The organism is Stenotrophomonas sp. GD04145, from assembly GCF_029835135.1.
GTDB lineage: Bacteria > Pseudomonadota > Gammaproteobacteria > Xanthomonadales > Xanthomonadaceae > Stenotrophomonas > Stenotrophomonas maltophilia_P.
Genome location: NZ_JAODZG010000003.1, coordinates 23,786 through 46,948 on the forward strand (window position 1 = coordinate 23,786; position 23,163 = coordinate 46,948).

The 23,163-nt window shown below is 63.6% G+C and carries 32 protein-coding genes; 31 read left to right on the top strand and 1 reads right to left on the bottom strand.

Annotated features, from left to right (window positions below; genetic code table 11):
• The first annotated feature begins 86 nt into the window (after positions 1 to 86).
• From fusA to N7367_RS02330, 30 genes are all read left to right on the top strand, one after another.
• Positions 87 to 2,228 carry an elongation factor G gene (fusA, locus tag N7367_RS02185; RefSeq protein ID WP_049470847.1) on the top strand — a complete coding sequence of 714 codons (2,142 nt, stop codon included), beginning with the start codon at positions 87 to 89 and terminating at the stop codon, positions 2,226 to 2,228.
• A gap of 52 nt (positions 2,229 to 2,280) precedes the next feature.
• Positions 2,281 to 3,471: an elongation factor Tu gene (tuf, locus tag N7367_RS02190; RefSeq protein ID WP_065176003.1), complete on the top strand. Its 1,191-nt coding sequence runs from the start codon at positions 2,281 to 2,283 to the stop codon at positions 3,469 to 3,471.
• 333 nt (positions 3,472 to 3,804) lie between these two features.
• Positions 3,805 to 4,116: a 30S ribosomal protein S10 gene (rpsJ, locus tag N7367_RS02195; protein ID WP_005408208.1), complete on the top strand. Its 312-nt coding sequence runs from the start codon at positions 3,805 to 3,807 to the stop codon at positions 4,114 to 4,116.
• 11 nt (positions 4,117 to 4,127) lie between these two features.
• Positions 4,128 to 4,778: a 50S ribosomal protein L3 gene (gene rplC / locus N7367_RS02200; RefSeq protein ID WP_004145336.1), complete on the top strand. Its 651-nt coding sequence runs from the start codon at positions 4,128 to 4,130 to the stop codon at positions 4,776 to 4,778.
• Positions 4,779 to 4,790: 12 nt separating this feature from the next.
• The gene (gene rplD / locus N7367_RS02205) at positions 4,791 to 5,396 is read left to right on the top strand and encodes a 50S ribosomal protein L4 (protein ID WP_053519740.1); all 606 of its coding nucleotides are present in this window, start codon (positions 4,791 to 4,793) and stop codon (positions 5,394 to 5,396) included.
• The gene (rplW, locus tag N7367_RS02210) at positions 5,393 to 5,692 is read left to right on the top strand and encodes a 50S ribosomal protein L23 (RefSeq protein WP_004145338.1); all 300 of its coding nucleotides are present in this window, start codon (positions 5,393 to 5,395) and stop codon (positions 5,690 to 5,692) included. Before rplD ends, rplW begins: the two co-directional genes overlap by 4 nt.
• Positions 5,693 to 5,702: 10 nt before the next feature.
• Positions 5,703 to 6,530, top strand: a complete 828-nt coding sequence (gene rplB, locus N7367_RS02215; protein ID WP_053519741.1) for a 50S ribosomal protein L2 — start codon at positions 5,703 to 5,705, stop codon at positions 6,528 to 6,530.
• 6 nt (positions 6,531 to 6,536) lie between these two features.
• Positions 6,537 to 6,806 carry a 30S ribosomal protein S19 gene (gene rpsS, locus N7367_RS02220; protein ID WP_005415413.1) on the top strand — a complete coding sequence of 90 codons (270 nt, stop codon included), beginning with the start codon at positions 6,537 to 6,539 and terminating at the stop codon, positions 6,804 to 6,806.
• Between the two features lie 12 nt (positions 6,807 to 6,818).
• The gene (gene rplV, locus N7367_RS02225) at positions 6,819 to 7,154 is read left to right on the top strand and encodes a 50S ribosomal protein L22 (RefSeq protein WP_080375339.1); all 336 of its coding nucleotides are present in this window, start codon (positions 6,819 to 6,821) and stop codon (positions 7,152 to 7,154) included.
• 18 nt (positions 7,155 to 7,172) lie between these two features.
• Positions 7,173 to 7,907, top strand: coding sequence for a 30S ribosomal protein S3 (rpsC, locus tag N7367_RS02230; protein ID WP_004145350.1), 735 nt, complete (start codon positions 7,173 to 7,175; stop codon positions 7,905 to 7,907).
• A gap of 5 nt (positions 7,908 to 7,912) precedes the next feature.
• Positions 7,913 to 8,326, top strand: coding sequence for a 50S ribosomal protein L16 (rplP, locus tag N7367_RS02235; protein WP_053519743.1), 414 nt, complete (start codon positions 7,913 to 7,915; stop codon positions 8,324 to 8,326).
• Positions 8,326 to 8,511 (top strand): 50S ribosomal protein L29, encoded by a 186-nt coding sequence (rpmC, locus tag N7367_RS02240; protein WP_004154487.1) that lies wholly within the window; start codon positions 8,326 to 8,328, stop codon positions 8,509 to 8,511. The genes rplP and rpmC overlap by 1 nt, the downstream gene beginning before the upstream one ends.
• Before the next feature lie 11 nt (positions 8,512 to 8,522).
• A complete protein-coding gene (gene rpsQ / locus N7367_RS02245; RefSeq protein WP_053519744.1) occupies positions 8,523 to 8,792 on the top strand; it encodes a 30S ribosomal protein S17 in 270 nt (89 codons plus the stop codon).
• A gap of 12 nt (positions 8,793 to 8,804) precedes the next feature.
• Positions 8,805 to 9,173: a 50S ribosomal protein L14 gene (rplN, locus tag N7367_RS02250; RefSeq protein ID WP_010483978.1), complete on the top strand. Its 369-nt coding sequence runs from the start codon at positions 8,805 to 8,807 to the stop codon at positions 9,171 to 9,173.
• Positions 9,174 to 9,189: 16 nt separating this feature from the next.
• Positions 9,190 to 9,507 (top strand): 50S ribosomal protein L24, encoded by a 318-nt coding sequence (rplX, locus tag N7367_RS02255; RefSeq protein ID WP_053519745.1) that lies wholly within the window; start codon positions 9,190 to 9,192, stop codon positions 9,505 to 9,507.
• An 11-nt stretch (positions 9,508 to 9,518) separates the two neighbouring features.
• Positions 9,519 to 10,061, top strand: coding sequence for a 50S ribosomal protein L5 (rplE, locus tag N7367_RS02260; protein WP_053519746.1), 543 nt, complete (start codon positions 9,519 to 9,521; stop codon positions 10,059 to 10,061).
• 18 nt (positions 10,062 to 10,079) lie between these two features.
• Complete coding sequence (rpsN, locus tag N7367_RS02265; RefSeq protein WP_053519747.1) at positions 10,080 to 10,385, top strand: 30S ribosomal protein S14; 306 nt, start codon at positions 10,080 to 10,082, stop codon at positions 10,383 to 10,385.
• 257 nt (positions 10,386 to 10,642) lie between these two features.
• Complete coding sequence (rpsH, locus tag N7367_RS02270; RefSeq protein WP_005415417.1) at positions 10,643 to 11,041, top strand: 30S ribosomal protein S8; 399 nt, start codon at positions 10,643 to 10,645, stop codon at positions 11,039 to 11,041.
• An 18-nt stretch (positions 11,042 to 11,059) separates the two neighbouring features.
• Positions 11,060 to 11,584, top strand: a complete 525-nt coding sequence (gene rplF, locus N7367_RS02275; RefSeq protein ID WP_053519748.1) for a 50S ribosomal protein L6 — start codon at positions 11,060 to 11,062, stop codon at positions 11,582 to 11,584.
• A 31-nt stretch (positions 11,585 to 11,615) separates the two neighbouring features.
• Entirely contained in the window at positions 11,616 to 11,969 is a 354-nt protein-coding gene (rplR, locus tag N7367_RS02280; RefSeq protein WP_053519749.1) for a 50S ribosomal protein L18, read from the top strand.
• A 160-nt stretch (positions 11,970 to 12,129) separates the two neighbouring features.
• Positions 12,130 to 12,672 carry a 30S ribosomal protein S5 gene (gene rpsE / locus N7367_RS02285; RefSeq protein WP_005408213.1) on the top strand — a complete coding sequence of 181 codons (543 nt, stop codon included), beginning with the start codon at positions 12,130 to 12,132 and terminating at the stop codon, positions 12,670 to 12,672.
• Positions 12,665 to 12,856, top strand: coding sequence for a 50S ribosomal protein L30 (gene rpmD, locus N7367_RS02290; protein ID WP_004145412.1), 192 nt, complete (start codon positions 12,665 to 12,667; stop codon positions 12,854 to 12,856). The genes rpsE and rpmD overlap by 8 nt, the downstream gene beginning before the upstream one ends.
• A 6-nt stretch (positions 12,857 to 12,862) precedes the next feature.
• Positions 12,863 to 13,306 (top strand): 50S ribosomal protein L15, encoded by a 444-nt coding sequence (gene rplO, locus N7367_RS02295; RefSeq protein ID WP_053519751.1) that lies wholly within the window; start codon positions 12,863 to 12,865, stop codon positions 13,304 to 13,306.
• A gap of 7 nt (positions 13,307 to 13,313) precedes the next feature.
• The gene (gene secY, locus N7367_RS02300) at positions 13,314 to 14,681 is read left to right on the top strand and encodes a preprotein translocase subunit SecY (protein ID WP_005415420.1); all 1,368 of its coding nucleotides are present in this window, start codon (positions 13,314 to 13,316) and stop codon (positions 14,679 to 14,681) included.
• 347 nt (positions 14,682 to 15,028) lie between these two features.
• Complete coding sequence (gene rpsM, locus N7367_RS02305) at positions 15,029 to 15,385, top strand: 30S ribosomal protein S13 (protein WP_004154500.1); 357 nt, start codon at positions 15,029 to 15,031, stop codon at positions 15,383 to 15,385.
• An 11-nt stretch (positions 15,386 to 15,396) separates the two neighbouring features.
• The gene (gene rpsK, locus N7367_RS02310; RefSeq protein ID WP_004145443.1) at positions 15,397 to 15,786 is read left to right on the top strand and encodes a 30S ribosomal protein S11; all 390 of its coding nucleotides are present in this window, start codon (positions 15,397 to 15,399) and stop codon (positions 15,784 to 15,786) included.
• Positions 15,787 to 15,801: 15 nt separating this feature from the next.
• Complete coding sequence (rpsD, locus tag N7367_RS02315; RefSeq protein ID WP_004145446.1) at positions 15,802 to 16,431, top strand: 30S ribosomal protein S4; 630 nt, start codon at positions 15,802 to 15,804, stop codon at positions 16,429 to 16,431.
• A gap of 55 nt (positions 16,432 to 16,486) precedes the next feature.
• Positions 16,487 to 17,485: a DNA-directed RNA polymerase subunit alpha gene (rpoA, locus tag N7367_RS02320; RefSeq protein ID WP_004145453.1), complete on the top strand. Its 999-nt coding sequence runs from the start codon at positions 16,487 to 16,489 to the stop codon at positions 17,483 to 17,485.
• Between the two features lie 191 nt (positions 17,486 to 17,676).
• Entirely contained in the window at positions 17,677 to 18,060 is a 384-nt protein-coding gene (gene rplQ / locus N7367_RS02325) for a 50S ribosomal protein L17 (protein WP_053519752.1), read from the top strand.
• Positions 18,061 to 18,291: 231 nt separating this feature from the next.
• Complete coding sequence (locus N7367_RS02330; protein WP_053519753.1) at positions 18,292 to 18,798, top strand: disulfide bond formation protein B; 507 nt, start codon at positions 18,292 to 18,294, stop codon at positions 18,796 to 18,798.
• 64 nt (positions 18,799 to 18,862) lie between these two features.
• On the opposite strand, the gene N7367_RS02335 is transcribed toward N7367_RS02330, so the two are convergent.
• The gene (locus tag N7367_RS02335) at positions 18,863 to 20,989 is read right to left on the bottom strand and encodes a TonB-dependent receptor (RefSeq protein ID WP_279941646.1); all 2,127 of its coding nucleotides are present in this window, start codon (positions 20,987 to 20,989) and stop codon (positions 18,863 to 18,865) included.
• Positions 20,990 to 21,208: 219 nt separating this feature from the next.
• Here N7367_RS02335 and N7367_RS02340 point away from each other — a divergent pair, with 219 nt between their 5' ends.
• Positions 21,209 to 22,600: a 3-deoxy-7-phosphoheptulonate synthase class II gene (locus N7367_RS02340; RefSeq protein ID WP_053519755.1), complete on the top strand. Its 1,392-nt coding sequence runs from the start codon at positions 21,209 to 21,211 to the stop codon at positions 22,598 to 22,600.
• Positions 22,601 to 23,163: the final 563 nt, after the last annotated feature.

The window sequence follows — 23,163 nt, forward strand, 5'->3', positions numbered from 1 at the left end:
CGGTCCCAGAAGGACTGCGCCAACCCGAAGGCCGCCGAAAGGCGGCGTTCGGCCATCCGAAATCCAAGAAATCTGAGAGGCTCCCCGTGGCCCGTTCCACTCCCATCGAGCGTTACCGTAACTTCGGCATCATGGCTCACATCGATGCCGGCAAGACCACCACGTCCGAGCGCATCCTGTTCTACACCGGCAAGAGCCACAAGATCGGTGAAGTGCATGACGGCGCCGCCACCATGGACTGGATGGAGCAGGAGCAGGAGCGTGGCATCACGATCCAGTCCGCTGCCACCACCGCGTTCTGGAAGGGCATGGACAAGTCCCTGCCGGAGCATCGCTTCAACATCATCGACACCCCCGGGCACGTCGACTTCACCATCGAAGTGGAGCGCTCGCTGCGCGTGCTCGACGGTGCGGTGTTCGTGCTGTGTGCCGTCGGTGGCGTGCAGCCGCAGTCGGAAACCGTGTGGCGCCAGGCCAACAAGTACCACGTGCCGCGCATCGCGTTCGTCAACAAGATGGACCGCACCGGTGCCAACTTCCAGAAGGTCGTCGGCCAGCTGAAGGCCAAGCTGGGCGCGGTTGCCGTGCCGATGCAGCTGCCGATCGGCGCTGAAGACAACTTCAAGGGCGTCGTCGACCTGCTGAAGATGAAGGCTATCCACTGGGATGAAGCCTCGCAGGGCATGAAGTTCGAGTACAGCGACATCCCGGCTGAACTGCAGGCGGCTGCTGAAGAAGCCCGCCAGTTCATGGTCGAGACCGCTGCCGAAGCCAGCGAAGAGCTGATGGAGAAGTACCTGGGCGGCGAAGAGCTGGCCGAGGCTGAAATCATCAACGCGCTGCGTACCCGCACCCTGGCCACCGAGATCGTGCCGATGTACTGCGGCTCGGCGTTCAAGAACAAGGGCGTGCAGGCCATGCTGGACGGCGTGATCCAGCTGCTGCCGTCGCCGGTCGATGTGCCGGACGTGAAGGGCGTGGACGTCGACGACGATACCGTCGAGATGACCCGCAAGTCGGACGACAAGGCGCCGTTCTCGTCGCTGGCCTTCAAGATCATCACCGACCCGTTCGTCGGCGCGCTGACCTTCTTCCGCGTCTACTCGGGCACGCTGAACGGTGGTGACACCGTGCTGAACTCGGTGAAGGGCAAGAAGGAGCGCATCGGCCGCATCCTGCAGATGCACTCGAACAACCGCGAGGAAATCAAGGAAGTTCTGGCGGGTGACATCGCTGCGGCCGTGGGCCTGAAGGACACCACCACCGGTGACACCCTGTGCGCCGTGGACGCCCCGATCATCCTGGAGCGCATGACGTTCCCGGAGCCGGTGATCTCGATGGCCGTCGAGCCGAAGACCAAGTCGGACCAGGAAAAGATGGGTCTGGCCCTGGGTCGTCTGGCGCAGGAAGATCCGTCGTTCCGCGTCAAGACCGACGAAGAATCCGGCCAGACCATCATCTCCGGCATGGGCGAGCTGCACCTGGACATCATCGTCGACCGCCTGAAGCGCGAGTTCAACGTTGAAGCCAACGTCGGTGCGCCGCAGGTGGCCTACCGCGAAACGATCACCCTGGCCGACGTCAAGTCGGACTACAAGCACGCCAAGCAGTCCGGTGGTAAGGGTCAGTACGGTCACGTCGTGATCGAGCTGTCGCCGATCACCGCTGAAGACCGTGCCGATCCGAAGCTGGCTCCGGCCATCAAGGACGACTTCCTGTTCATCAACGACATCACCGGCGGCGTGATCCCGAAGGAATTCATTCCGTCGGTCGAGAAGGGCCTGCGCGAAACCATCACCAGCGGCCCGCTGGCTGGCTTCCCGGTCGTGGACGTCAAGGTGAAGCTGGTGTTCGGTTCGTACCACGACGTCGACTCCTCGGAAATGGCGTTCAAGCTGGCTTCGTCGATGGCCTTCAAGCAGGGCTTCGCCAAGGCCAAGCCGGTGCTGCTGGAGCCGATCATGAAGGTCGAGATCGTGACCCCGGAGGATTACCAGGGTGACGTGATGGGCGACGTCAGCCGTCGTCGCGGCGTGCTGCAGGGTTCCGACACCACCGGTGACGGTTCGGCCAGCATCATCAACGCGATGATCCCGCTGGGTGAAATGTTCGGCTACGCCACTGCGCTGCGTTCGCAGACCCAGGGCCGCGCCACCTTCACCATGGAATTCGATCACTACGAGCCGGCTCCGACCAACATCGCCGAAGCCGTCATGAAGAAGGGCTGAGCCTCGCTCAGCCTCTCTTGAAACCACTTACGAACAATCAAGGTATATAACAATGGCAAAGGGTAAGTTCGAGCGCACCAAGCCGCACGTCAACGTCGGCACCATCGGTCACGTCGACCACGGCAAGACCACGCTGACCGCCGCGCTGACCAAGATCGGCGCCGAGCGCTTCGGTGGCGAGTTCAAGGCGTATGACGCCATCGACGCCGCACCGGAAGAAAAGGCTCGTGGCATCACGATCTCGACCGCGCACGTCGAATACGAATCCCCGACCCGTCACTACGCCCACGTTGACTGCCCGGGCCACGCTGACTACGTCAAGAACATGATCACCGGTGCTGCCCAGATGGACGGCGCGATCCTGGTGTGCTCGGCCGCTGACGGCCCGATGCCGCAGACCCGCGAGCACATCCTGCTGTCGCGTCAGGTCGGCGTGCCGTACATCGTGGTGTTCCTGAACAAGGCTGACATGGTCGACGACGCCGAGCTGCTCGAGCTGGTCGAAATGGAAGTGCGCGAACTGCTGAGCAAGTACGAGTTCCCGGGCGACGACACCCCGATCATCTCGGGTTCGGCCCGCCTGGCGCTGGAAGGCGACCAGAGCGAGATCGGCGTGCCGGCGATCCTGAAGCTGGTCGACGCGCTGGACACCTGGATTCCGGAGCCGGAGCGTGCGATCGACAAGCCGTTCCTGATGCCGGTGGAAGACGTGTTCTCGATCTCGGGCCGCGGCACCGTGGTGACCGGTCGTATCGAGCGCGGCGTGATCAAGGTCGGTGACGAAATCGAAATCGTCGGTATCCGTCCGACCCAGAAGACCACCGTGACCGGCGTGGAAATGTTCCGCAAGCTGCTGGACCAGGGCCAGGCAGGCGACAACGCCGGTCTGCTGCTGCGCGGCACCAAGCGTGACGACGTCGAGCGCGGCCAGGTTCTGGCCAAGCCGGGTTCGATCACCCCGCACACCGAGTTCGAAGGCGAAGTGTACGTGCTGTCGAAGGACGAGGGCGGCCGTCACACCCCGTTCTTCAACGGCTACCGCCCGCAGTTCTACTTCCGCACCACCGACATCACCGGCGCTGCCAAGCTGCCGGAAGGCGTGGAAATGGTGATGCCGGGTGACAACGTCAAGATGACCGTGACCCTGATCAACCCGGTCGCGATGGACGAAGGCCTGCGCTTCGCCATCCGCGAAGGTGGCCGCACCGTCGGCGCCGGCGTGGTCTCGAAGATCATCAAGTAATCTGTTAGACTCTGCGCCCCGATGTTGCCTGGGTAGGGCATCGGGGCGTATCAAAATGGGAAAGCAGGCACAGGATGTGCCTTGTGTTCCCCGGACCAGGAAGGGTCAAGGCCATTCAGGCGGCGTCAACAGGAGACTGTTGACAGCTGCCTGGCGTGCCATTATGCTTCTACGTCTGGGCAGGCCGGGAAACTGGTCTGCCTACGTTTTTGAGGTCTACGGATTGACCTTGTCGGCCTGCAGGAGTGCGGGCCGTCCGTATGCAGGAATTTCATGGGGCAAAGCAACCCAGAGGCTTTGTCTGTCGCTCTTTTAACGAAGGAACCTACCGCCATGGCGGACCAAAAGATCCGGATCCGGCTGAAAGCGTTCGATCATCGTCTGATCGACCGTTCGGCCAGCGAGATCGTTGAAACGGCAAAGCGGACCGGCGCGCAAGTGCGTGGCCCGATCCCGCTGCCGACCAAGATCGAGCGTTACACCGTTCTCGTTTCCCCGCACGTCGACAAGGACGCGCGTGACCAGTACGAGACCCGCACGCACAAGCGCGTGCTCGATATCGTTGACCCGAATGACAAGACCGTGGACGCGCTGATGAAGCTCGAACTGGCTGCCGGCGTCGACGTTCAGATCAAGCTGACCTGAGGACTACGACCATGACGAAGAAGTATTCGTTGGGCTTCGTGGGCCGCAAGGCCGGCATGAGCCGCGTGTTCACCGAAGATGGTCGTTCCATCCCGGTGACCCTGATCGAAGCCACCCCGAACCGCATCGCGCAGATCAAGACCGTCGAAACCGACGGCTACAGCGCCGTGCAGGTGACCGTCGGCGCGCGTCGCGCTGCCCTGGTCAACAAGCCGGAAGCCGGCCACTTCGCCAAGGCGAAGGTGGAAGCGGGTCGTGGCCTGTGGGAATTCCGCGTTGAAGACGCGCAGCTCGGCGATTTCGCCGTCGGCGGCGAAGTCAAGGCGGACATCTTCGAAGTCGGCCAGATCGTCGACGTCCAGGGTGTCACCAAGGGTAAGGGTTTCCAGGGCACCATCAAGCGCCACAACTTCCGTATGGGCGATGCAACCCACGGTAACTCGCTGTCGCATCGCGCGCCGGGTTCGCTGGGTCAGCGCCAGACCCCGGGTCGCGTTTTCCCGGGCAAGAAGATGTCGGGCCACATGGGCGCGGTGCAGCAGAGCACCCAGAACCTGGAAGTGGTCAAGGTCGACGTCGAGCGCGGTCTGATTGCGGTTCGCGGCGCCGTTCCTGGCGCGGCGGGTGGCGATGTGATCGTCCGTCCGGCGAGCAAGGCATAAGGAGAGATGACGATGGAACTCGTTATCACGGGTAGCAACAACAAGGTCTCGGTCTCCGACGCCGTGTTCGGTCGCGATTTCAGCGAAGATCTGGTCCACCAGGTCGTCGTTGCTTACCGCAACGCCGGTCGCGCCGGCACCAAGGCACAGAAGACTCGCTCCGAAGTGGCTGGTACCACCAAGAAGTCGAAGAAGCAGAAGGGCGGCGGCGCGCGTCATGGCGCACTGACGGCTCCGATCTTCGTCGGCGGCGGTGTCACCTTCGCGGCCAAGCCGCGCAGCTTCGAGCAGAAGGTCAATCGTAAGCAGTACCGTGCCGCCATGTGCGCGATCCTGTCCGAGCTGAACCGTCAGGGCCGTCTGACCATCGTGGAGGCCTTCGATGTCGAAGCGACCAGCACGAAGGGTCTGATCGCCAAGCTGGCCGGCCTGGAAGTGGGCAAGCGCCCGCTGATCGTCACCGAGGAAGCCTCCGAGCACCTGTACCTGTCCGCCCGCAATCTGCCGTACGTGCAGGTGCGTGACGTGCAGGGCCTGGACCCGGTGTCGCTGGTCGGTGCCGACACGGTCGTCATCACCGCTGACGCGGTCAAGAAGGTCGAGGAGTGGCTGGCATGAACAGCAACGAAAAAATCTTCAGCGTGCTGCGTGCCCCGCGTGTCTCCGAAAAGACCGCGCGCCTGCAGGAACTCTCCAACCAGTATGTCTTCGAAGTTTCGAACGAAGCCACCAAGGCCGATGTAAAGGCCGCGGTTGAGCAGCTGTTCGACGTCAAGGTCGAAGCCGTCAACGTGGTCAACGTCAAGGGCAAGAACAAGTCCTTCCGTAACCGTGCTGGCCGCCGCGGCGATTGGCGCAAGGCGTACGTTCGCCTGGCCGATGGCCAGTCGATCGATGTAACGGCCAAGGCCTGAGGTACATCCCATGCCATTGATGAAATTCAAGCCCACTTCCCCCGGCCGCCGTTCGGCCGTGCGCGTGGTTACGCCCGACCTGCACAAGGGTGCTCCGCACGCTGCGCTGGTCGAGTCGCAGAGCCGCTCGGGTGGTCGTAACCACCACGGCCGCATCACCACCCGTCACGTCGGTGGTGGCCACAAGCAGCACTACCGCATCATCGACTTCAAGCGCAACAAGCTGGGCATCCCGGCGCGCGTGGAACGCATCGAATACGATCCGAACCGCACCGCCCATATCGCCCTGCTGTGCTACGTCGACGGCGAGCGTCGCTACATCATCGCCCCGAAGGGCCTGAAGGCCGGTGATCAGGTGATCGCTGGTTCGGATGCCCCGATCAAGGCGGGCAACACCCTGCCGCTGCGCAACATCCCGGTCGGTACCACCATCCACTGCATCGAGCTGAAGCCGGGCAAGGGCGCTCAGATCGCCCGCGCTGCAGGTGCTGCCGTGCAGCTGGTCGCCCGCGAAGGCATCTACGCCACCCTGCGCCTGCGCTCGGGTGAAATGCGTAAGGTTCCGGTCGAGTGCTGCGCCACCATCGGCGAAGTCGGCAACGACGAGCACAGCCTGGAAAAGCTGGGCAAGGCCGGTGCCAAGCGCTGGCGCGGCGTCCGCCCGACCGTTCGTGGTGCTGCCATGAACCCGGTTGACCACCCGCACGGTGGTGGTGAGGCCAAGGCCGGCCAGGGTAACCCGCATCCGGTCACCCCGTGGGGTGTCCCGACCAAGGGTTACAAGACGCGCCATAACAAGCGCACTCAGCAGTTCATCGTCCGCGATCGTAGGGGCTAATCGACCATGGCACGTTCACTCAAGAAGGGCCCGTTCGTCGATCACCACCTCGTCAAGAAGGTGGAGGCCGCTGCGGGCAGCAAGAAGCCGATCAAGACCTGGTCGCGCCGTTCGATGATCCTGCCTGACATGGTAGGCATCACCATTGCCGTGCATAACGGCAAGAACCACATCCCGGTTCTCGTCAACGAGAACATGGTCGGCCACAAGCTCGGCGAATTTGCCATCACCCGGACCTTCAAGGGTCACGGTGGTGACAAGAAGTCGGGCAAGTAAGGAGAGATGACAATGGAAGCGAAAGCCATCCTGCGCACTGCGCGCATCTCCCCGCAGAAGGCTCGCCTGGTCGCTGACCAGGTGCGCGGTCTGCCGGCCGAACGTGCGGTCAATCTGCTGAAGTTCTCGGACAAGAAGGCTGCCCACCTGATCAAGAAGGTGGTGGAGTCGGCTATTGCCAACGCCGAGAACAACCAGGGCGCCGACGTCGACGAGCTGAAGGTTCAGACCATCATGGTTGATGAAGGTCCGACCCTGAAGCGTTTCATGGCGCGGGCGAAAGGCCGCGGTACCCGCATCCTCAAGCGCACCAGCCACATCACTGTGGTTGTGGGCGCCGGCAAGTAAGCGGATAAGGAAAAGACCATGGGTCATAAAGTTCATCCGATTGGTATCCGTCTCGGTATTTCCAAGGACTGGAACTCCAAGTGGTACGCCAACAAGGCCGAGTTCGCTGGTTACCTGGCAGCCGACCTGAAAGTTCGCGAAATGCTGCGCAAGAAGCTGGCTCAGGCCGGCATCAGCAAGATCCTGATCGAGCGTCCGGCCAAGACCGCGCGCGTGACGATCCACACCGCCCGTCCGGGCGTGGTGATCGGCAAGCGTGGTGAGGACATCGAGAAGCTGCGCAAGGAAGTGAGCGAGATGATGGGCGTTCCGGCGCACATCAACGTCACCGAAGTGCGCAAGCCGGAACTGGACGCGCAGCTCGTTGCCGAGTCGATCGCCCAGCAGCTGGAGCGTCGCATCATGTTCCGCCGCGCAATGAAGCGCTCGGTGGGCAACGCGATGCGCCTGGGTGCCCTGGGCATCAAGGTCAACGTGGGTGGCCGCCTCAACGGTGCTGAAATCGCCCGTTCGGAGTGGTACCGCGAAGGCCGCGTGCCGCTGCACACCCTGCGTGCCGACATCGACTATGGCTTCGCTGAAGCCAAGACGACCTACGGCATCATCGGCATCAAGGTCTGGATCTACAAGGGCGAGGTCTTCGATTTCTCCCAGGTTGGCCAGGAAAAGCAGGACGACACCCCGTCGCGCAACGATCGTCACGATCGCGGCGACCGTGGTGACCGTCAGCGCCCGGCCCGTGAAGCGAGGTAACGACAATGTTGCAACCCAAGCGAACCAAGTACCGCAAGGTACACAAGGGCCGTAACGAAGGCCTGAGCTGGAGCGCCAACGCTGTCAGCTTCGGCGAATACGGCCTGAAGGCAACCGCACACGGTCAGCTGACCGCGCGTCAGATCGAAGCGGCTCGCCGCTCGATCAGCCGCTACGTCAAGCGCGGCGGCAAGATGTGGATCCGCGTGTTCCCCGACAAGCCCATCACCAAGAAGCCCATCGAAGTTCGAATGGGTTCGGGTAAGGGTAACGTGGAATACTGGGTGGCCCAGATCCAGCCCGGCCGCATGATCTATGAAATCGAGGGTGTTTCCGAGGAAGTGGCTCGCGAGGCGTTCCGCCTGGCCGCCGCCAAGCTCTCGGTCACCACCACTTTCGTGACCCGTACGGTGCGCTGATGGATATCAAAACTCTCCGTGAAAAGTCGGCTGACGAACTCAAGGCCCACCTGATCGACCTGCGTAAGGAACAGTTCTCTGTCCGTATGCAGCAGGTCACCGGCCAGCTGCCGAAGACCCACGACATCCGCCGGGTCCGTCGCGAGATTGCTCGCGTCAAGACCCTGCTCGGCAGCACGAAGTAAGGATGGCCGCTATGAGCGACAATACTGAAAACAAGACGCTGCGCACGGTCGAAGGCCGTGTCGTCAGCAACAAGATGGACAAGACGGTTACCGTCCTGGTTGAGCGTCAGGTCAAGCACGCACTGTACGGCAAGTACATCAAGCGCTCGACGAAGCTGCACGCCCACGATGCCGACAACGCCTGCAAGGAAGGCGATGTCGTCCGCGTGACCGAGATTGCTCCGATGTCCAAGACCAAGAACTGGCGCGTGGTGGAAGTCATCACGCGTGCGGCTGAATAAGGAGTCTGAATCATGATCCAGATGCAGAGCTACCTTGACGTCGCGGACAATTCGGGTGCCAAGCAGGTGATGTGCTTCAAGGTGCTGGGTGGTTCCAAGCGCCGTTACGCCGGCATCGGCGACATCATCAAGGTCACCGTGAAGGATGCGATTCCGCGCGGCAAGGTCAAGAAGGGTGAAGTGTATGACGCCGTCGTGGTGCGTACCCGCAAGGGTGTGCGTCGCGCCGACGGCTCGCTGATCCGCTTCGACGGCAACGCTGCCGTCCTGCTGAACAACAAGCAGGAGCCGATCGGTACCCGTATCTTCGGGCCGGTGACCCGTGAACTTCGTTCGGAGAAGTTCATGAAGATCGTCTCGCTCGCTCCCGAAGTGCTGTGAGCGACAGGAGATAATCATGGCTAACCGTATCAAGAAGGGCGACCAGGTCGTCGTCAACACCGGCAAGGACAAGGGCAAGCAGGGCGAAGTCGTCCGCGTCGACGGCGACCGTGTGGTCGTCGCCAACGTGAACATCGTCAAGCGCCACACCAAGCCGAACCCGCAGGCAGGCGTTGCCGGCGGCGTGGTCGAGCGTGAAGCTTCGATCCATATCTCCAACGTGAATGTGCTGAACCCGGCTTCGGGCAAGGGCGAACGCGTTGGCTTCAAGGTGCTGGAGGATGGACGCAAACTGCGTGTGTTCCGCTCCAGCGGTGAGGCGCTCGACGCCTGAGGAATGAGAAGATGACTTCCCGTCTCGAAAAGTTCTACAAGGACGAAGTGGTGCCGGCGCTGATGAAGCAGTTCGGCTACACCAATCCGATGGAAGTGCCGAAGCTCGTCAAGGTCACCCTGAACATGGGTGTCGGCGAAGCGGCCACCAACAAGAAGATCCTGGAAAACGCCGTCGGCGACATGACCAAGATTTCCGGCCAGAAGCCGGTTGTCACCAAGTCGCGTATTTCGGTTGCGTCGTTCAAGATCCGCGATGGTTGGCCGATCGGCTGCAAGACCACGCTGCGTCGCCACAAGATGTACGAGTTCCTGGATCGCCTGATCAACATCTCGCTGCCGCGCGTGCGCGACTTCCGTGGTGTCTCCGGTCGTTCCTTCGACGGTCGCGGCAACTTCAACATGGGTGTGAAGGAACAGATCATCTTCCCGGAAATCGACTTCGACGCTGTCGACGCGATCCGCGGCATGGATATCGCCATCACCACCACTGCGAAGACCGACGCGGAAGCGAAGGCGCTGCTGGCAGCGTTCAAGTTCCCGTTCCGTAACTGATCCGTCGAGGAAACCGAAATGGCAAAGACCTCCATGGTCAACCGCGACATCAAGCGGGAAAAGCTGGCCAAGAAGTACGCTGAGAAGCGTGCTGCTCTGAAGAAGATCGTGTCCTCGGTGGACGCGAGCTACGACGAGAAGATCGAAGCTGCTGCCAAGCTGGCCAAGCTGCCGCGCGATTCGTCGCCGAGCCGCCAGCGCAACCGCTGCGAACTGTCCGGCCGTCCGCGTGGCGTCTACAGCAAGTTCGGCCTGGGCCGCAACAAGCTGCGTGAAGCCACCATGCGTGGCGACGTCCCGGGTCTGCGCAAGGCCAGCTGGTAATCCCAGCCGGTCCTGCGATCAGGCGCCCCTCCGGGGGTTCCTGAACCGGGGAGGGGAGGCATTCAGCCTCCCTTTCGCAAAAAACCCGAAGAGCCCGACGCAAGTCGGGCTCTTTTGGCGTATACTCCCGCGTCTTGCCCTGTGCAGACGGGGTTGTAGGGCGGGCCACAGGTCCGCTGCATCAAGGGACCTGGCCCGTTTCCAGGAGACAACAGATTTTCGCGAAAGCGGATATCGGTGCACTCAAAGGTACTCATATGAGCATGACTGATCCCATCGCCGACCTGCTGGTCCGCATCAAGAATGCGGCCGCGGTTGGCAAGCAGACGGTGAAAGCCCCGTCGTCCAAGATCAAGGTTGCGATCGCCCAGGTCCTGAAGGACGAGGGTTACATCACCGACCTGCGCGTTACCCAGCTGGAGAACAACAAGGCCGAGCTGGAAATCGTGCTGAAGTATTTCGAAGGCAAGCCGGTCATCGCGACCCTGAAGCGCTTCTCGCGTTCGGGCCTGCGCCAGTACCGCGGCAAGAGCGAGCTGCCGAAGGTCATGAACGGCCTGGGCATCTCCATCATTTCCACCTCCAAGGGCATCATGACTGATGCGCAGGCGCGCCAGCTGGGCGTCGGCGGCGAAGTCCTGTGCTTCGTGGCCTAAGGCGAAAGGAGTAGAACTATGTCCCGCGTAGCCAAGAAGCCGATCGACCTGGGTAAGGTTGAACTGAACGTCCAGTCGGAAAGCGTCACCGCCAAGGGCCCGAAGGGCACCCTGTCGCTGGCCAAGCCGGCCGGTATTGCCATCAACGTCGATAACGGCGTTGCCACCCTGAGCACCGAGAACGTCGAACTGGTCGCACTGACCGGTACCGTGCGTGCGATCCTGGCCAACATGGTCAAGGGCGTGTCCGAAGGCTTCGAGCGCAAGCTGGAGCTGGTCGGCGTGGGTTACCGCGCTGCCATGCAGGGCAAGGACCTGAGCCTGTCGCTGGGCTTCTCGCACCCGGTCGTGTTCGTGGCGCCGGAAGGCATCACGCTGTCCACCCCGACCCAGACCGAGATCCTGGTCCAGGGCGCGGACAAGCAGGCCGTCGGTGAAGTTGCCGCCAAGATCCGTGCGTTCCGCAAGCCGGAGCCGTACAAGGGCAAGGGCGTGAAGTACTCCGACGAAGTCATCATCCGTAAGGAAGCCAAGAAGGCCTAATAGGCGCTTCCGCTTTCATAGGAAAAACATCATGAACAAGAACATCGCCCGCCTGCGTCGCGCCAAGTCGACCCGCGCCCACATCCGTGAGCTCGGCGTCGCCCGCCTGTCGGTGCTGCGCACCGGCCAGCACCTGTATGCCCAGGTCTTCACCGCCGACGGTTCCAAGGTGCTGGCTGCCGCCAACACCACCCAGACCGACGTCAAGGAAGGCCTGAAGAGCGGCAAGAATGTCGATGCCGCCGCCAAGGTTGGCCGCATCGTCGCTGAGCGTGCCAAGGCCGCCGGCGTCGAGAAGGTTGCCTTCGATCGTTCGGGTTACCGTTACCACGGCCGTATCAAGGCCCTGGCAGAGGCTGCCCGCGAAGCCGGCCTGCAGTTCTAAGGGATCGGGGCAGGGGGCCGATGGCCCCCTGTCCGCCTGCTCGCCAGCCTGAGCGAGGCTGGACGGCGCCATTCTTCTGTAGTGGCCCACCGGAACGACGCGTCATTCCACAACCATAAGCGGCCCTGAGCCGTACATACCCAACAACCAAGGAATCAACATGGCAGAAGAGCGTCAGCAGCGGGGTCGCGATCGCGACCGTAACCGCGAAGAGAAGATCGACGACGGCATGATCGAAAAGCTGGTCGCGGTCAACCGCGTCAGCAAGACCGTCAAAGGTGGTCGCCAGTTCACCTTCACCGCCCTGACCGTGGTCGGCGACGGCGAAGGCAAGGTCGGTTTCGGTTATGGCAAGGCCCGCGAAGTGCCGGTCGCCATCCAGAAGTCGATGGAACAGGCCCGCAAGAACCTGGTCAGCGTTGACCTGAACAACGGCACCCTGTGGCACACCATCAAGGATGGTCATGGCGCAGCCCGCGTGTTCATGCAGCCGGCTTCGGAAGGTACCGGCGTCATCGCCGGCGGCGCCATGCGCGCCGTCCTGGAAGCGGTTGGCGTGAAGAACGTGCTGGCCAAGGCCACCGGTTCGCGCAACCCGATCAACCTGGTGCGTGCCACCGTGAAGGGCCTGTCTGCAGCGCAGTCGCCGGCCCGCATCGCGGCCAAGCGCGGCAAGAAGGTGGAGGAACTCAACCATGGCTAATGAGTCCAACAAGACTGTGAAGGTGCGCCTGGTGCGCGGCCTGCGTGGTGCTCAGTCGCGTCACCGTCTGTCGGTGCGTGCCCTGGGTCTGAACAAGCTCAACGATGTGCGTGAACTGAAGGACAGCCCGCAGGTTCGCGGCCTGATCAATACCGTTCACTACCTCGTCAAGGTTGAGGAGTAATCGATCATGACTCTGCGTCTCAATGAACTGAGCCCGGCACCGGGCGCCCGTACCGAGCGCACCCGCGTCGGTCGCGGTATCGGCTCGGGCCTGGGCAAGACTGCCGGCCGCGGCCACAAGGGTTCGTTCGCCCGCAAGGGTGGCGGCAAGATCAAGGCCGGCTTCGAAGGCGGCCAGACCCCCATGCAGCGTCGTCTGCCGAAGATCGGCTTCCGTTCGCCGATCGCCAAGGACACCGCTGAAGTGCTGCTGTACCAGCTGGACAAGCTGCCGGCCGGCGAGATCGACTTCGCCGCCCTGCGTGCCGCCAAGCTGGTCCCGAGCACTGCCAAGAAGGCCAAGGTCGTCGTCAAGGGCGAAGTGACCAAGGCGTTCACCCTGAAGGGTGTTGCTGCCACGGCCGGTGCCAAGGCTGCGATCGAAGCTGCCGGCGGCAGCGTAACGGAGTAAGAAAATCATGGCGCAAGCTGGCATCGGTAACCTCGCGGGCGGAATGGGCAAGTTCACTGAACTTCGCCAACGTTTGCTGTTCGTCGTCGGGGCTTTGATCGTCTATCGCATCGGCTGCTACGTGCCGGTGCCGGGCGTCAATCCCGATGCCATGCTTGCCATGATGCAACAGCAGGGCGGCGGCATCGTGGACATGTTCAACATGTTCTCGGGCGGCGCCCTGCACCGTTTCAGCATCTTCGCGCTGAACGTGATGCCGTACATCTCGGCATCGATCGTGATGCAGCTGGCCGTGCACATCTTCCCCGCCCTGAAGGCGATGCAGAAGGAAGGTGAGTCCGGTCGCCGCAAGATCACCCAGTATTCGCGCATCGGCGCCGTGCTGCTGGCAGTGGTGCAGGGCGGTTCGATCGCTCTGGCCCTGCAGGGCCAGGTCTCGCCGTCGGGCGCTCCGGTCGTGTACGCGCCGGGCATGGGCTTCGTGCTCACCGCCGTGGTCGCGCTGACCGCCGGCACCATGTTCCTGATGTGGGTCGGTGAGCAGGTCACCGAGCGCGGCATCGGCAACGGCGTGTCGCTGATCATCTTCGCCGGTATCGTGGCGGGCCTGCCGGGCGCGGTCATCCATACCTTCGATGCCTACCGCGACGGCAACATCCAGTTCATCCAGCTGCTGCTGATCGCCATCGTCGTTCTCGCCTTCACCTTCTTCGTGGTGTTCGTCGAGCGCGGCCAGCGCCGGATCACGGTCAATTACGCGCGCCGCCAGGGCGGTCGCAATGCGTACATGAACCAGACCTCGTTCCTGCCGCTGAAGCTCAACATGGCCGGCGTCATCCCGGCGATCTTCGCCTCGAGCCTGCTGGCCTTCCCGGCCACCCTGGCCATGTGGTCCGGCCAGGCGGCCAACCAGAGCAGCTTCGGCCAGGTCCTGCAGAAGGTCGCCAACGCGCTGGGTCCGGGCGAGCCGCTGCACATGATCGTGTTCGCTGCGCTGATCACCGGTTTCGCGTTCTTCTATACCGCGCTGGTGTTCAACTCGCAGGAAACCGCCGACAACCTGAAGAAGTCGGGCGCGCTGATTCCGGGCATCCGTCCGGGCAAGGCCACTGCCGACTACATCGACGGCGTGCTGACCCGCCTGACCGCAGCCGGCTCGGCCTACCTTGTGATCGTCTGCCTGCTGCCGGAACTGATGCGCACGCAGCTGAACGCCTCGTTCTACTTTGGCGGTACCTCGCTGCTGATCGTGGTGGTGGTGGTGATGGACTTCATCGCCCAGGTGCAGGCGCACCTGATGTCCCACCAGTACGAGAGCCTGCTGAAGAAGGCCAACCTGAAGGGTGGCAACCGCGGCGGTTTTGCCCGCGGCTGATTCGCCTGTTATACTTTCGTCTTCCTGACGTGATGGTCCCTCCGCTTCGCGGACTCCGGCCACACAAACGAAGGGCGGCCCCCGCAGCGGTTCCGGGTGGGGGTGTGATGAGGTGGTCCCGCGCAGGAGTAGCGCGGGCGGCCCCGGGAGACCTCCCGGGATCAACCCCATCCGGCGCCGGAGCCTGGGCACACTCCCCAGGCCGGGTTCATGAAACCTCTGGTTTCACGGGCTTCCATGTAAACCGGAACCTTGTTAGTATCGCTAGTTCACTTTTTTGATCCATCCTGCCGGATTGGCGTGCCCGAGGCGCGCTGTCGGCCATCACTCAGCTGGAGAACCGCGTCATGGCGCGTATTGCAGGCGTCAACCTGCCAGCCCAGAAGCATGTCTGGGTCGGGTTGCAAAGCATTTACGGCATCGGCCGTACCCGTTCGAAGAAGGTCTGCGAAGTCGCAGGCGTCGCTTCGACCACCAAGATCCGCGATCTGTCGGAGCCGGAAATCGAGCGGCTGCGCGCCGAAGTCGGCAAGTACATCGTGGAAGGCGATCTGCGCCGTGAGATCGGCATCGCGATCAAGCGCCTGATGGACCTGGGCTGCTACCGCGGCCTGCGTCACCGTCGTGGCCTCCCGCTGCGTGGCCAGCGCACCCGTACCAACGCCCGCACCCGCAAGGGTCCGCGCAAGGCGATCAAGAAGTAAGGGACTGAGAAATGGCTAAGCCCGCTGCTAAGACCAAGAAGAAGATCAAGCGCGTCGTCACTGACGGCGTTGCCCACGTCCACGCTTCGTTCAACAACACCATCGTCACCATCACCGACCGCCAGGGCAATGCTCTGTCGTGGGCGACCTCCGGTGGCGCTGGCTTCCGCGGTTCGCGCAAGTCGACCCCGTTCGCTGCCCAGGTGGCTGCCGAGAAGGCCGGTCGTGCTGCGCTGGACTACGGCGTGAAGTCGCTGGAAGTCCGCATCAAGGGCCCGGGTCCGGGCCGTGAGTCGGCCGTGCGTTCGTTGAACAACGTCGGCTACAAGATCACCAACATCATCGACGTGACGCCCATCCCGCACAACGGGTGCCGTCCGCCGAAGAAGCGTCGCGTCTAAAGGGAGCGATAAGAAATGGCTCGTTATATCGGTCCTACCTGTAAGCTCGCCCGCCGCGAAGGCGCCGACCTGTCCCTGAAGAGCCCGGCGCGTGCGCTGGACTCCAAGTGCAAGCTGGAGCAGAAGCCCGGCCAGCATGGCGCCACTGCCCGCAAGGGCAAGCTGTCCGACTACGCCACCCAGCTGCGTGAAAAGCAGAAGGTCAAGCGTATCTACGGCCTGCTGGAGCGTCAGTTCCGCAACTACTACAAGAAGGCCTCGACCAAGAAGGGCAACACCGGCGAGAACCTGCTGCAGCTGCTGGAAACCCGCCTGGACAACGTCGTCTACCGCATGGGCTTCGCCGTGACCCGTCCGGCTGCCCGCCAGCTGGTGTCGCACCGCGGCGTCACCGTGAATGGCAAGTCGGTCAACCTGGCTTCGTACCAGGTCAAGGCTGGCGATGCCATCGCGCTGTCCGAGAAGGCTGCCAAGCAGCTGCGCGTCCAGGAAGCCCTGACCGTCGCCGCACAGCATGACCTGAGCCCGTCGTGGGTTGAAGTGGATTCCGGCAAGTTCACCGGCATCTTCAAGGCGGTTCCGGATCGTTCGGATCTGCCTGCGGACATCAACGAAGCGCTGATCGTCGAGCTGTATTCGAAGTAATTCACATTGGAGAGCCCCCGGCGACGGCCGGGGGTTCACTAGGAGAACCCGCAACATGACGGTTACCGCCAACCAGGTTCTGCGTCCTCGCGGTCCGCAGATCGAACGCCTTACCGACACCCGTGCAAAGGTCGTTATCGAACCTTTGGAGCGGGGTTACGGGCATACGCTGGGCAACGCCCTGCGTCGCGTGCTGCTGTCGTCCATCCCGGGCTTCGCCATCACGGAAGTCGAAATCGACGGCGTGTTGCATGAGTACACCACGGTCGAAGGTCTGCAGGAGGACGTGCTCGAAGTCCTGCTGAACCTGAAGGACGTGGCCATCCGTATGCACTCCGGCGACAGCGCCACCCTGTCCCTGTCCAAGCAGGGCCCGGGCGTTGTCACCGCTGCCGATATCAAGGTCGACCACAATGTGGAGATCCTGAACGGCGACCATGTGATCTGCCACCTGACCAAGGATACGGCAGTGAACATGCGTCTGAAGATCGAGCGTGGTTTCGGCTACCAGCCGGCTGCTGCGCGTCGTCGTCCGGACGAAGAAACCCGTGCCATCGGCCGCCTGGTCCTGGATGCCTCGTTCTCGCCGGTCCGCCGCGTCGCCTATGCCGTGGAAGCGGCCCGCGTCGAACAGCGTACCGACCTGGACAAGCTGGTCATCGATATCGAGACCAACGGCACCATCGATGCCGAGGAAGCCGTGCGCACCGCCGCCGACATCCTCAGCGACCAGCTGTCGGTGTTCGGTGACTTCACCCACCGCGACCGCGGTGCGGCCAAGCCGGCCAACAACGGCGTGGATCCGGTGCTGCTGCGCCCGATCGACGATCTGGAGCTGACCGTGCGTTCGGCCAACTGCCTGAAGGCTGAAAGCATCTACTACATCGGCGATCTGATCCAGAAGACCGAAGTGGAGCTGCTGAAGACCCCGAACCTGGGCAAGAAGTCGCTCACCGAGATCAAGGAAGTGCTGGCCCAGCGTGGCCTGTCGCTTGGCATGAAGCTGGAGAACTGGCCGCCGGCCGGCGTCGCCAGCCACGGCATGCTGGGCTGATAAAGCCTCCTGCTGTACCCGGAGGCTCCACCGTCAGCGGTGGAGCCTTCACCGCAAGATGCCATGACGAACCGCAGGTTCGCGGGCAGGTCGTCCAGGACGGGCGGCCAGGACCATCCGCAGTCCGTGCAGCAACGCCAGGATGGCGACAACGATCCACACAGCCACATCATTAACCAAGGAACATCACCATGCGTCACCAGAAGTCTGGCCGTAAGTTCAGCCGTACCAGCGCCCATCGCGAAGCGATGTTCAAGAACATGGCCGCCTCGCTGTTCAAGCACGAGCTGATCAAGACCACCCTGCCGAAGGCCAAGGAACTGCGCCGCGTCGCCGAGCCGCTGATCACCCTGGCCAAGGTCGATTCCGTTGCCAACCGCCGTCTGGCCTTTGCCCGCCTGCGTGACAACGAAGCCGTGGGCAACCTGTTCACCATCCTGGGCCCGCGCTACGCGAACCGTCCGGGTGGCTACCTGCGTCTGCTGAAGTGCGGCTTCCGCGCCGGCGACAATGCTCCGATGGCCTACGTCGAGCTGGTCGACCGTCCGGCCGTGGCCGAGGAAGTGGCCGAGTAATCGGACCGCTCCAACGCGACACAGTGAAAGCCCGGCATCTGCCGGGCTTTTGCGTTCTGGTAGCGCCGGGCGATGCCCGGCGTTTACGTTTCCGCTGCACTCGCCGGGCATGGCCCGGCGCTACCTGCGAAGGGAAGTGGCCCGCACCGTTCCGACGAGCGTCACCGGCAGCGGTTCGAATGGCAGGCGCGGTCGGTTACGCTTGGCGCCTGATCCATTCGAGCATTCACGATGAATCCTCTGCGCTGGCCCTTCCGCGCCCAGTTCCTGCTGGGCTTCCTGATCTGCGTGGGCCTGCTGGGCTATGCGATTTTCCTGCAGCTGAAGATGGGGCTGGAGCCGTGCCCGCTGTGCATCTTCCAGCGGCTGGCCTTTGCCGCGCTCGGCCTGCTGTTCCTGCTGGGCGCACTGCACGGCCCGTCGAACCGGCCGGGACGGGTGACGTACGGCATCCTTGCCTTCATTGCGGCAGCCGTCGGCGTCGGCATCGCCGCGCGCCATGTCTACGTGCAGATGCTGCCGCCGGAAATGGGTGCCACCTGTGGTCCGCCGCTGAGCTTCCTGCGCGAGACCATGGGCCCGTTCGAGGTGTTCCGCACGGTGCTGACCGGTACCGGCAACTGCGGCAACATCGACTGGACCTTCCTCGGACTGACCATGCCGATGTGGTCGGGCGTGTGGTTCGTGCTGCTGGGGCTGTGGGCACTGCTGGTGCCGCTGCGCAGGGTCAGGCGCTGAGTAACTGACGCGCCCCAGCAGAGCCGGGCATGGGCTCGGCTCTGCCGGGGGGCGGCGACATCGATCAGAAATCCTGTTGCAGGCTGAGATAGGCGCCGCGTCGCGGCCCCCACTGGGGGGCGAACACGCCTACGCCGCCGCCATCGCGCAGCTGATAGCTGCGATCCAGCGCGTTGACCAACGCCAGCTGTGCATGCAGCGGATGGCCGCTGTCGGGGTTGAAATCGTGGCCAGCACTGAGGTTCCCCTGCAGGTAGGACGGCAGCTCGCCCCCATTGGGTACGCTTTCGGTGTCCGAGCGCAGGCCACTGCCGAACACGTAGTTGGCACCGATCCGGTTGTGTCCGGCGAAGGCATAGCTGACACCGCCCGACGAGGTCAGCTTCTGGTCGTGGTCCAGGTGGATCCAATGGTCGGCCACGTAGGCCAGGGCGTCCGGGTCGAGGTTGTACTGGCCGGTGATCACCTGGGTGCCGATCGCCTTGTTGTATGCAGCGTTGAAGTAAGCGCTGAACGGTCCGTCGCTATAGTCGGCGCTGAACTCCAGGCCGCGGATGTGGCCGCGACGATAGTTGAACGTTGAATAGAGGTAGGCGGCGCCGAACTGGCCTTCATCCTGCAGGCGGGCGACACGCCGGTCATACGCATCCACGCCGAGTGTCAGGTGCTCGCCGATCTGCTGCGAGATGCCGAGGTCGTAGTAGTCACTGCGCTCGGCCAGTGGCGTGGCGTTGCCATCACTGGGCTGCTGGTTGCTGGTGCCGTCGTACAGCGCGATGTCGTCGGAGGCGATCAGCTCGCTGGCCGGTGGTGTGAAGTAGCGCGCATAGCCTGCGTGCAGGGTGGTGCTGTCGCCGGCATTCCAGACCACGCCCAGGCGCGGGCTGAGCTGGCCTTCGGTCCGCCCGAAGGCCGTGTAGCGGTCGCCGCGCAGACCATAGTTGACCGTCCAGTTGTCTCCGATCTTCCACTCGTCCTGCACGTAGAGCGCCAGCGTGCTGGCGTGGAAAGCACTGCGGTCGGGAATCAGCAGGGGCGTGGTGCTGGCCTGCTGGCCGGCGTCGTCAACCGGGAACACCCAGCTGCTGCTGTGGGCCCGCGCGGTCTCATGATTGCCGTACAGGCCATAGCGCAGCGTGTGATCGCTGCCCAGCGGGGTGGAAATGTCGGCCTGCACGGTGTTGGCGCGGTTGCTGCGCTGGACCTGTGAAGCAACACCGCTGAACACCAGATCGCCCGCGACATCGGGATTGAACCCGACATCGCTGTAGCGTTGGCCGGCCGACAGCTGGTACGCGCTGGCGCCCAGCGTCCCCTGCAGCACCAGCATGCCGAAGCGCGTGGTCTCGCGCTGGGTCTCATCCAGCTGGCTGGAGTCGAACGTGGAGGTATCGAGGTAGCCGAACTGCGGTGTCTGGCCCGGGTTCACCGGAATCTGGAAGCGGTTGTTGGCAACGCCGGCGAACACGCTCACGCGCGTGTTCTCGTCCAGCAGATAGGTGAGGTCGGCGAACGCCTTGCCCTGGTGGGTGTCGTCGTGCAGCGGCCGGCGCGAGTTGGTCGGGTTCTCCAGGCCGACCTCGTTCTGGTCGTAGTTGCCGGTCAGGAACCAGCTCCAGCGTCCCTGGTTGCCCCACCAGGAGGCGTTGGGATTGACCTTGCCGAACGACCCGGCAGTCAGTCCGGCGCTGCCGCCGTTGCCCAGTTCGGCGCCACTGCGGGTGGTGATGTCCACCACTGCGGCGGTGCGTTCGCCGAACTGCGCCGGCAGTGCGCCATCCATCAGCCGGATGCTCCTGATGGTGCGCGCATCCAGGGTCTGGCCGAAGCCGGAGATCGATTCGGGCAGCAGCACGCCGTTGATGCGGTACTGCAGGTTGGCGTGATCACCACGCACATGGACACCGCCGTAGGAATCCTGGACCACGCCCGGGGCCTGCAGCAGCACCTGGCTGAGTGCGGCGGAGGCGCCGAGCGGCTGCTTCTGGATGTCCTCTGCGGTGATCTGGTACTGGCTGCTGCCGATGTCCGGCGACAGCGCGTTGCGGGCCTGGTCGAGATGGGCGCTGACGGTGACCGCATCCAGGTTTTTCACTGCGGGCCCGGCGTCATCCGCGGCTGCGGCAAGGGGGGGCGTGCTGGCCAGGGCCAGGGCGAAGGTGATGCTGGTAGCGAGGCGTGAGGGCTTCATGGGAGAGAGCAGGGCCTGGGGCGTGGAGGGGGCCGGTCCATGACGGTGAGTGTTACTCCGTAACAGATCATGCGCCTCTGCCGGCGCCGCCGACCATGCGGTCTGTGGCTGCTCGGCGCGTGCTTTCCCTGGCGTTCAGGCATCGGGCCGGAAGGGCTGGCCCTTTGCGGCGGCGGCCGGCTCTGCGACCATGACCGTCCCCCACCCCGGAAGTCTGCAATGAGCCTGTCCGCCGTTTCACCGGTTCCCGATCCTGCCGCAACCGCTGCGGGTGCTGCCTGGTCGCCGGAGAGCTGGCGCGGCAAGACCGCACTGCAGATGCCGACCTATCCCGACCCGGTGGCGCTGGATGCTGCCCTGCATGAGCTGAAGCGGCTACCCCCTCTGGTGACCTCGTGGGAGATCCTGGCGCTGAAGCAGCAGCTGGCGGAGGCGCAGGAGGGCAAGCGCTTCCTGCTGCAGGGCGGCGATTGCGCCGAGAACTTCAGCGACTGTGAGTCCGGCACCATCTCCAATCGGCTGAAGGTGCTGCTGCAGATGAGCCTGGTACTGGTGCATGGCCTGCGCCAGCCGGTGATCCGCGTCGGCCGCTTCGCCGGCCAGTACGCCAAGCCACGCTCGGCTGATACCGAGACCCGTGATGGGGTGACGCTGCCCAGCTACCGGGGCGATGTGATCAATGCGCCGGCCTTCACCGAAGCCGCGCGCCTGCCCGACCCGAAGCGGATGCTGCAGGCCCACGCACATTCGGCGATGACGATGAACTTCGTGCGGGCGCTGATCGATGGCGGCTTCGCCGACCTGCACCACCCCGAGTACTGGAACCTGGACTGGGTGCGGCATTCGCCGCTCGCCGCCGAGTACCAGAAGATGGTGGCATCGATCGGCGATGCCGTGCACTTCATGGAAACCCTGGCCGGTGCCCGGGTGCACAACCTCAACCGCATCGACTTCTACACATCGCACGAAGCCCTGCTGCTGCCCTACGAGCAGGCGCTGACCCGGCAGGTGCCGCGCCAGCAGGGCTGGTTGAACCTGAGCACGCACTATCCCTGGATCGGCATGCGCACGGCTGCGCTCGACGGCGCGCACGTGGAGTACCTGCGGGGCGTGCGCAATCCGATCGCGATCAAGGTGGGGCCGTCGGTTTCGCCGGACCAGCTGCTGCGCCTGATCGATGTACTCAATCCGGACGACGAGCCCGGGCGCCTGACCTTCATTCACCGCATGGGCGCGACGCAGATAGCCGAAAAGCTGCCGTCGCTGTTGGAAGCGGTCAAGCGCGACGGCCGCCGCGTGCTGTGGGTGTGCGATGCCATGCACGGCAACACCGAGAGCACCGCCAATGGCTTCAAGACGCGCCGCTTTGACAACGTGCGCCGCGAGGTGGAGTTGTCGTTCGATCTGCACGCCGCGGCAGGTACGCGCCTGGGCGGCGTGCACCTGGAGCTGACCGGCGAGGACGTGACCGAATGCACCGGTGGCGCGCGCGAGCTCACCGAGCGTGATCTTGAGCGCGCGTACCGTTCCACGGTCGATCCGCGGCTGAACTACGAGCAGTCGCTGGAGATCGCGATGGCGATCGTGCGCAAGCAGGAACAGGTGCGCTAAGGGTTTTTCGGCAGGGCTTGCAGCCCTGCACCTGCGGAGTCAACGTCGACGTCAAATGCGGGCATTCCTTGGGATGGCGGGGCAGTGTCGGAGTGCGGGGACGCCGTGAATCCGTCCATGGAGGCTTGGCAGCCGCATCCATGCGGCTGACACCCCGCACTCCGACACCGCCCCGCCTCTGGCAGACGTCCACGGCTGTTGGATCCACGCCATGCGTGGATGAATCTCTGTCCGATATCGAAATCAATCCGGGGTCAGATCCGTTTTCCTGCGGAAAACGGATCTGACCCCAAGAGCCATTCCGACAGATCCCGAAAATCTGTCGAAGGCGGGGCGGGTCCGGTTGCGGGAGTGTCCGCGGCATGGATGCCGCGGCCAAGCCCCCATGGATGGGTTTACGGCGTCTCCCGCAACCGGACCCACCCCGCCATCCCGCAGGAAATCCGCTTCTGCTTCGGCTGTTGCAGTTGCAGTTGCAGTTGCTGTCGCTGTCGCTGTTGCTCCAGCGCTCAGCAGGTGCAGGGCTGCAAGCCCTGCAGGCCAACACCCTGCTTACGAACGGC